The 7971-nt window shown below is 73.3% G+C and carries 6 protein-coding genes and 1 pseudogene; all 7 read left to right on the top strand.

Annotated elements, in window-relative coordinates; genetic code table 11:
* Positions 1-73 precede the first annotated feature (73 nt).
* The 7 genes and pseudogenes from GUY60_RS30400 (at position 74) to GUY60_RS30370 (ending at position 7961) form a co-directional block, all read left to right on the top strand.
* Entirely contained in the window at positions 74-697 is a 624-nt protein-coding gene (locus GUY60_RS30400) for a TetR family transcriptional regulator (RefSeq protein WP_161703616.1), read from the top strand.
* Between the two features lie 141 nt (positions 698-838).
* Positions 839-2050 carry an alpha/beta hydrolase gene (locus GUY60_RS30395; RefSeq protein ID WP_161703610.1) on the top strand — a complete coding sequence of 404 codons (1212 nt, stop codon included), beginning with the start codon at positions 839-841 and terminating at the stop codon, positions 2048-2050.
* A pseudogene (locus tag GUY60_RS30390) lies at positions 2022-2753 on the top strand (DUF4429 domain-containing protein); the annotation flags it as partial. The gene GUY60_RS30395 and the pseudogene GUY60_RS30390, both read left to right, overlap by 29 nt.
* Positions 2754-3238: 485 nt before the next feature.
* Complete coding sequence (locus GUY60_RS30385) at positions 3239-4591, top strand: sensor histidine kinase (protein WP_161703606.1); 1353 nt, start codon at positions 3239-3241, stop codon at positions 4589-4591.
* Positions 4588-5316 carry a response regulator gene (locus GUY60_RS30380; RefSeq protein WP_376771338.1) on the top strand — a complete coding sequence of 243 codons (729 nt, stop codon included), beginning with the start codon at positions 4588-4590 and terminating at the stop codon, positions 5314-5316. Before GUY60_RS30385 ends, GUY60_RS30380 begins: the two co-directional genes overlap by 4 nt.
* A gap of 162 nt (positions 5317-5478) precedes the next feature.
* The gene (locus GUY60_RS30375; RefSeq protein WP_161703604.1) at positions 5479-6627 is read left to right on the top strand and encodes an alpha/beta hydrolase; all 1149 of its coding nucleotides are present in this window, start codon (positions 5479-5481) and stop codon (positions 6625-6627) included.
* A 38-nt stretch (positions 6628-6665) separates the two neighbouring features.
* Complete coding sequence (locus tag GUY60_RS30370; RefSeq protein ID WP_223178751.1) at positions 6666-7961, top strand: acyltransferase family protein; 1296 nt, start codon at positions 6666-6668, stop codon at positions 7959-7961.
* The last annotated feature ends 10 nt before the right edge of the window (positions 7962-7971 follow it).

Here is a 7971-nt window from a genome sequence, read left to right as displayed (position 1 = left end):
GCCCCATCCCGAGCCCGAGCCCCAACCCGAGCCCAAGCCCTCGCCGAGCGCCGCCCAGGCGCCGCCCGCCGGGCTGCGCGAGCGCAAGAAGCGGCGCACCCGCGACGCCCTGCTGCGAGCCGCCCTCGAACTCTTCACCTCACGGGGATACGAGCAGACGACCGTCGACGAGATCGCGGACGCCGTCGACGTCTCGCAGCGCACCTTCTTCCGCTACTTCGCGGGCAAGGAGGAGACGGTCTTCGCGCTGCAGGAGATGATCGAGGACCACTTCGTGGAGCAGTTGCGCTCCCGGCCCGCGCACGAACCGCCGCTGATGGCGCTGCGCGGGGCCGTCCTGGACGCGTGGAACGCGATCAGCGAGTGCATCGAGGAAGTCGTCCCCGTCGAACTCCATATGCGCGCCTTCCGGATGATCGAGTCGACGCCCGCACTCCTCGCCGTACAGATGCGCCGTTCCATCGAGCGGGAGGAAGAGGTCGCGCGGATCATCGGCGCGCGCGAGGGCCTCGACATCGACGCCGACCCGCGCCCGCGCGTGGCGGTCGCGGCGTTCAGCGGCGTGATGCGGATGACGGGCCGGATGTGGGGCGCCGGGCAGGACCTCAGCGTCGAGTCGATGCGCGAGGTCACCGCGCTCTACCTCGACCACCTCGCGCCCGCCCTCGCCGGGGACTGGGCCGCGCGTACGGAGTGAACTGGCGCACCCCGTAAGGGAGTACGGAGCGTAGTCACGCCGTACCCCATCCGCCCGAATTGCCTTAATCACACCCCGCGAAACGTGATCTGCCCCACCCCTTGCACGGAGCGGACGACAACTCTCCTAGGGTGGTCCGGAGTGACTTCCTTCGACTCCTCCCCCACGTTGAACGTCTGGCGCGCGCTGCTCGCGCTCGCGGTCGTGTTCGTCATGCTGGCGACCACCGGCTGGAGCGCCGTGAGCCACAACCGGGGTGCGTCGACGCCCCTGGAGCGGGCGCTCGCCGCCTGGGAGCGGAGCGACATCGACGGTCACAGACTGCCCGATCCGCACGCTCCGGCCGACCGGATCACCCAGTTCTTCGACACCCTCAGTGCCGCCCAGAAGCGCACCCTCGTCCAGCGGCATCCGCTCGCCGTGGGCAACATGGCCGGGGCGCCCACCTGGCTCAGGTACGACGCCAACCGGATCGCGCTCGGCCAGGCCCGCACCGTGGAGAAGCACCGGGCGCACGACAAACGGCTCTCCGATTCCGGCCGGCACGAGGCCGGGCGGCGGATGAACCGCTTCGAGTCGCTGATGCGGCCCGAACGGCAGATCCTCGCCTTCGACCCGATGGGCCCCGGCCGCGTCGCGGAGGTCCTCGGGGACCTGGACCACGCCCAGCGGGTGTCGGTCGTGGTGCCCGGCGTCGACACCAACGTGCTGACCTTCCAGAAGACGTACGGCAAGTACACCGCCCCGCGCGGGATGGCCAAGGCGCTCTACGGCGAGCAGCACCTGAACAGCCCGCGCACCCGCAGCGCGGTGATCGCCTGGGCCGACTACACGGCACCCGTCGGCGTCGGCATGGACGCGGCCACCGCCAAGCGCGCCGAGGACGGCTCGGTCCGCCTCGACTCCCTGGTGCGTACGCTGCCCGGCTCCTCCAAGGTCGCCCTCTACTGCCACAGTTACGGCTCCGTGGTGTGCGGCGTCGCCGCGCGGAAGCTGCCGTCGCGGGTCACCGACATAGCGGTCGCCGGCAGCCCCGGGATGCGGGCCGGGTCCGTCGACGGACTCCACACCGGCGCCCGGGTCTGGGCGGCGCGGGACGCCGACGACTGGATCCAGGACATCCCGCACATGGAGGTCGGCGGCCTCGGCCACGGCGCCGACCCGGTCTCCCGCGGCTTCGGCGCGCGGGTCGTCTCCGCGGACGGCGCGATCGGGCACACCGGTTACTTCCAGCCGGGCACCGAGAGCCTGCGCAACTTCGCCCGGATCGGCGTCGGCGCGTACCAGGACGTGAGTTGCGCGGGCGGTGGCGGTGACTGCCGGAATGTTTCTTCCGGTTCCGTCCCGGCCTGACGCGCGTAGAAATCCGTCGCCCTCCCCACGAGCGGGACGGCTTCGAGGGGGGACTTCGGCCCTCGCGGCGCATACGATGAGCCGCATGGGTGATGTACTGGCCGGATTTCATGCCGCCTGGGAGTTCGATTCGGACTCCGTGCTCATCCGCTTCGAACGGGGGATCAGGACACCGAAGCTGTTCCAGGCACTCGGTGAACGCCGCATCCCCCACGAGGCGTTGGCGGCGGTGACCCTCACTCCTGGCAAACGCGGGACGGTGGTGCTGCACGCCGTGCCGAGACCCGGCGCGGATCCGCTGATGGCGGCCGCGGCCGGGCAGTTGAAGGACAGCAGCGACCCCTACCGCCTGGTGCTGCCCGCCGAACGCGAGACGCTCGCCGAGTACTACGCGGACGAGCTGCGCCCGCTGCTCGGTCCGGCGTACGACGCGGAGGACTTCCTCGTGGCCCCGCCCGAGGGGCCCGCGCAGTTCAAGGCGTACGACGGCAAGGCGTCCTTCGACGGTAAGACGGTCTCGTACCGCTGGTTCTGGACCGGCGCCTCGTCCGCCAAGTGGAAGGCGGGCGACCAGAGTTTCGCGGTACGCGACCTCGCCGATGTCGAGTGGCGCTCCCCCGAGGTGTTCGACGGGCACCTGCGGCTTCTTCGGCGCACACCAGGTGTCTCGCAGCCCGCGCAGGCCGACCAGGACCCGGCCGCGGTCGTCTTCGGGCTCGGGTACGGGCCGGTGCACGAGTCGTTGCCGTTCGCGGCGGCTGTGCTTGATGCGGTGCGCAGTAGTGGTGGGGGTGGGCAGCGGGATGAGCCCCGGCCGCCGGCTCGGCGCGATCCCGCGGATATCGCGGACCGGATTCGGCATCTCGGGGAGTTGCATCTTGCGGGGCTGTTGACGGATGCGGAGTTTTCTTCGAAGAAGGCGGAGTTGTTGGCTGAGCTTTGAGTTGTTGGGGGGTGAGGTGGCTGTCGTTGTGCGTACCCCCAGGGGGCTCCGCCCCCAGACCCCCGCTCCTCAACACGCCGGAGGGGCTTCCATCGCCCTCCGGGCTCGTCCTCAAGCGCCGGACGGGCTGAATATTGCGGGCGGGCTCGGGCGTGAGCCTCGCTCGTCATACCCCGGTAGCACCCGCACCTCCATCCCCCGGTATGACGGCGTGACCCGTCTCGCCTGCCTACGCTGAGCTGGTCATGGAGAAATCACCCACGCCTTCCGAGGCGCCCCTCGGCTCCGATCGGTTCGCTGACCTGCGGGACGGGCTGCGCGACGGGCTGCGGGAGCTCGGGCTTGCTCTTGCCACTCCCGCGCGATCCGGGGAAGTGCCGTTCGCCGGGGCTACCAGGCTGTGGGTGCGGTATCTGCCGTACATCGTCGTGTTCGGCTTTGTCGCCACGTTGCTGCCCGTCACCGTCACCGTGCTCGTCCAGGACTACCAACAGGCCGGTGCCATCGCGGGGGCCGTCGCCACCGCGCAGACCGCGCCGCTGCTGCTCGCCGTCACCCGGCCGCTGCCCGCCTGGTGGATCGTCGGCACCGCCGACGTACTCGGGGCCGTCGCGCTGCTCGGCGCGGACGGTACCCCGGGGCGCTCCTGGCCGTGGACGCCGATGGTCGTCGTCGGCTATCTGCCCCTGATGGTGCTGCTCGGGCTGCGCGAGTCCCGGCGTACCCTCGTCGCCGTCTGGCTGGCGACCGGTCTCGCCGGGATCGTCTTCGAGCTGGTCTCGCAGGAGCGCAGCGACGGCTCGCAGCTGCTGCTTTTCGTACTCAGCGGAGTGGTCCTCGTCCTCACCTACGCGCTGCGCGCCCGTGGCGAGGCGCAGCGGCGGCTCGTCGTGCAGGAGACGATCAGCGAGGCCGAGCGGGCGCAGCGCACCCTCCTGGAGGAACGGGCCCGGATCGCCCGGGAGTTGCACGATGTGGTCGCCCACCACATGTCGGTGATCACCGTCCAGGCGGACTCGGCGCCGTACCGCATCCAGGGGCTGCCGGACGCGGCGCAGGAGGAGTTCGCCACGATCGCGGCGAGCGCCCGCGAGTCGCTCGGCGAGATGCGGCGGCTGCTCGCGGTGCTGCGCAGCGAGGACGCGCAGGGCGAGCGCGCCCCGCAGCCCGGCCTCGACCGGCTGCAGCAGCTGGTCGAGGCGACCGTACGGGCCGGTGTGCCCGCCGAGTTGGCGCTCGCCGCCGATGTGGGCGAGGCGGGGCAGGCCGTGGAGCTGTCCGCGTACCGGATCGTGCAGGAGGCGCTGTCCAACGTGGTGCGGCACGCGCCGGGCGCCCGTACCGAGGTGTCGGTGCGGGCCGACGGCACCGATCTGCTGGTCCTCGTCGTCAACGGACCGGCCACCGAGCCGACGACGCCCCTCGAACACAGCGGCACCGGGCACGGCCTGGTCGGGATGCGCGAGCGCGTACGGTTGACCGGCGGCTCGCTCGACGTGGGCCCGCTGCCCGACGGCGGTTTCCGCGTCGCGGCCCGGCTTCCGCTGCGTAGCGGTGACAGCGCGCGTGGCGGCGACGCTTTGAAGGGTGCCCCGTGACAAGCCCCGTCACCCCCGCCACCATCCGTGTGCTCATCGTCGACGACCAGGCCATGGTCAGGGCGGGCTTCGCCGCGCTGCTCGCCGCGCAGAGCGACATCGACGTGGTGGGTGAGGCACCCGACGGCCGGCAGGGCGTCGAGGCCAGCCGGTCCACGCACCCCGATGTGGTCCTGATGGACGTGCGGATGCCCGAGATGGACGGCCTCGCGGCGGCCCGCGCGCTGCTCGACCCTTCCCCAGCCTCCGGCCGGGGAGGCCCCAGACCGGGCGTCGTGCACCGGCCGAAGGTCCTGATGCTCACCACCTTCGACGTGGACGACTACGTGTACGAGGCGCTGCGGGCCGGTGCCTCCGGGTTCCTGCTCAAGGACGCGCCGCCCGCCGACCTGATCGCGGCGGTACGCGTGGTGGCCTCCGGGGACGCGCTGCTCGCGCCGTCGGTGACGCGGCGGCTCATCGCGGACTTCGCGCAGCGCGGACCCGTACCGCGCAAGGACCCGTCGCTCCGGCTGAACGGGCTGACGCCGCGTGAGACCGAGGTGCTCGAACTGATCGCCCGCGGCCTGTCCAACCAGGAGATCGCCGGGCGGCTCGTGCTCGCCGAGCAGACCGTGAAGACCCACATCGGCCGGGTGCTCGCCAAACTCGACCTGCGCGACCGCGCCCAGGCCGTGATCTTCGCGTACGAGTCGGGGCTCGTGGCCCCCGGCGACGCGGGCTGAACCGACTCTCCGCCGGGCACCCCCTACTGGGGTAGCACCTCCCTGCACCCGCCAAGACCCCGGTAGCACCCGCGAGTTGGCTCCCCGGTGTGACGCCCGGCCGCAGGCCGTCTTCCTACCTTCCATCCCGTCAGCGAGACGGACGGGACGAGGGAGACGGCCATGGGTCGGCACACACAGACGGCCACCACGCGTACGAAGGGCCGTGGGCGGCGGACGCTCGTCGCCGCCGCGCTCACCGCCGCGGTGGTGGCCGGCAGTGCCGGGTGGGCCGTCGGCAGTGAGCAGACGGCCGTCAACAGCCCGGTCCCCGGCGTCAGTTCATGGCGCGCCGACCGTGACCTCGGGCGCCCGCTGCCCGACCCGGCGACCGCCTCGCCGGCCCGCGTCGCCGGGTTCTTCGCCGGTCTGAGTCCGGCGCAGCGGGAGGCACTCGCCGCCCGCCACCCGCTCGTCGTCGGCAACCTCGACGGCGCCCCCGTCGGCCTGCGGTACGAGGCCAACTCCCGTGCGCTGCGCGGCGAGCGGGACAAGCAGCTGGTCCGTGCCGGGGACCGCTCGCTGCCCTCCCAGGACCGTACGGCGGCCCGCGCCCGCGCCGGACGGTACGGCCAACTCCTCGGCCACGGACGGCAGATCCTCGCCTTCGACCCGCGCGGCCGGGGGCAGGTGGCCGAGGTGTACGGCGATCTGGCGGGCGCCGGGCACGTCTCGGTGATCGTGCCGGGCTCCGACATCGACCTGGACACCTTCGACCGCACCACCGACCGGTACGGCACCCCGGCCGGCATGGGCCGCTCGCTGTACGCCGCGACCGGGCAGCGCTCCGCCGTGATCGCCTGGGCCGGGTACACCACCCCGGTCGGGCTCGGCCCGGACGCGGCCACCGGCAGGCTCGCGGCGGCTGGTGCGCCACGACTCGCCCGGTTCGCGCAGGGCCTGGTGGCCTCGGGGGCGCCGCGCCCGGCGCTGTTCTGCCACAGCTACGGCTCGGTGGTGTGCGGCCTCGCCGCCGCCGACACCCCCGCCGCCGACCTGGTCGTGGCCGGTTCCCCCGGCATGCGCGCGGACCGCGCCGCCGACCTGGGCAGCACGGCCCGGGTGTGGGCCGCGAAGGACCCCGGCGACTGGATCGACAACGTCCCGCACGTCGAACTCCTCGGCCTCGGCCACGGCACCGACCCCGCCGACCCGGCCTTCGGCGCCCGACGGGTCCCGTCCGCCGACGCCGACGGCCACACCGGCTACTTCGCCCCCGGCACGGACTCGCTGCGCACCTTCGCCCGCATCGCCCTCGGCACCGCGCGCTGACCCCCGCGCCGCCCCGCCTCCCACTCGAAGGACACGCCATGACGTACGCCGAACTCGCCCCGTCGCCACGGCACTTGACGCCCGTGCGCCGCCCCGCGCCGCTGCGCTCGGCCCGCCGGGCCCTGCACCGTACGGCCGCGTCCATCGACGCCCGTACGCCCGCGCACCGCGACCGTGCCATCGACGGGCTCAGGGCGCTCGCCCTGCTCGCGGTGCCGGCCGGGCACTGGCTGCTCGGCGGGTTCACCCTCGACGCGGGCGGCGCGCTGCACAACGCGAGCCCGCTGTCGGCGCTCGGCTTCCTCGCGCCGCTGAGCTGGTTCCTGCAGTTGCTCGGCATCTTCTTCCTGGTCGGCGGCTACGCCTCGGTGCTCTCGTACCGCCGGACCAGGGAGCGCGGCGGGTCGACGGCCGGGTGGCTGCGCGGGCGGGTGGCACGGCTCGGGCGGCCGGTGCTCGGGGTCACGGCCGTGTGGGCGCTGCTCATCCCGCTGCTCGCCGCGCTCGGCGTGCCGGGCGACACCCTGCGCACCGGTTCGACGCTGGTGATCCAACCGCTGTGGTTCGTGGGCGTGTACACGGTGATCACGGCGCTCACCCCGCTCTGCGTACGCGCCGCGCGGCGCCTCGGCGCCTGGTCGGCAGTGCCGCTGCTCGGCACGGTCGCCGCCGTGGACCTGCTGCGCTACGGGCCGTACGCGGACGCCGTACCGTCCTGGCTGAGCGTCCTGAACATCCTGCCGGGCTGGATGTTCGCCTACCAACTGGGCGTCTGCTGGGGCGAGAAGCGGCTCGGCAGGCGCGGCGCGTGGCTGCTGCTGCTCGGCGGCGCGGCCCTGTTCGCGGTGCTGCTGCTCGCCTTCCACTACCCGGCGTCGATGGTCGGCGTACCGGGCGAGGTCCGCACCAACTCGCATCCGCCGTCGCTCCTTGTGCTCGCGCTCGCGGCGGCGCAGAGCGGTGCGGCGATCCTCCTTCGCGACCGGATCGGCGCGCTCCTCCGGCGGCCCGCGCTGTGGGCGCCGGTCGTGGTGATCAACCTGTCGGCGATGACGATTCTGTGCTGGCACCAGACGGCGATGTTCGCGGCGGCGGCCACGGGGGCGACGTCCGGCGAGGTCGCGGGCCTGACGACGGCCCCCGACTCGCCCGCCTGGATCGCGGCGCGGGCCCTGTGGCTCCCGGTGTTCGCGGTGCTGCTCGTGGCGGTCGGGCGGTACGCGCGCCGCTTCGAGGAGCCGTGGGGTACGGGCACGCGCGGCGCACGGGTCCGGCGCGCGGCCGCGGGGGTGCTCGCGGCGGGGTTCGCGGTGTTCGCTCTGGGGTGGGCGTGAGGGCTGGACG

Source organism: Streptomyces boluensis, from assembly GCF_009908195.1.
GTDB lineage: Bacteria > Actinomycetota > Actinomycetes > Streptomycetales > Streptomycetaceae > Streptomyces > Streptomyces boluensis.
This window is presented reverse-complemented; position numbering and strand designations above follow the sequence as displayed.

Coding starts and splice junctions, on each gene's coding strand:
- GUY60_RS30385 (WP_161703606.1), top strand. CDS start 3,239: ATGGAGAAATCACCCACGCCTTCCGAGGCGCCCCTCGGCTCCGATCGG.
- GUY60_RS30375 (WP_161703604.1), top strand. CDS start 5,479: ATGGGTCGGCACACACAGACGGCCACCACGCGTACGAAGGGCCGTGGG.
- GUY60_RS30370 (WP_223178751.1), top strand. CDS start 6,666: ATGACGTACGCCGAACTCGCCCCGTCGCCACGGCACTTGACGCCCGTG.